A 216-nucleotide genomic window follows, 5' to 3' on the forward strand; every position below is an offset into this window, starting at 1 on the left:
GCAATGCGTGAGTTTGATAATAAAAATTTATTGCTTATGCTCGAGCACCAATTTGCAGGCATTAATCGCTTTAGAATAGTAACGCGTGATGATCATGCTATTTCAAAAGAACAACAATCAATTTTACAACAGCAAGGAGCGCCAATTGCTGCCAAACGAGCTGAAGTAAAACCCTTAATCCCTGATTTTGTCCTAAAAATTGAATCGTTGAGAACA

1 pseudogene is annotated in these 216 nt (G+C 37.0%); it reads left to right on the forward strand.

The features are described from left to right. A pseudogene (locus V6260_RS19145) lies at positions 1-216 on the forward strand (hypothetical protein); the annotation flags it as partial.

Source organism: Pseudoalteromonas aliena (assembly GCF_038155085.1).
Classification (GTDB): Bacteria; Pseudomonadota; Gammaproteobacteria; order Enterobacterales; family Alteromonadaceae; genus Pseudoalteromonas; species Pseudoalteromonas aliena_A.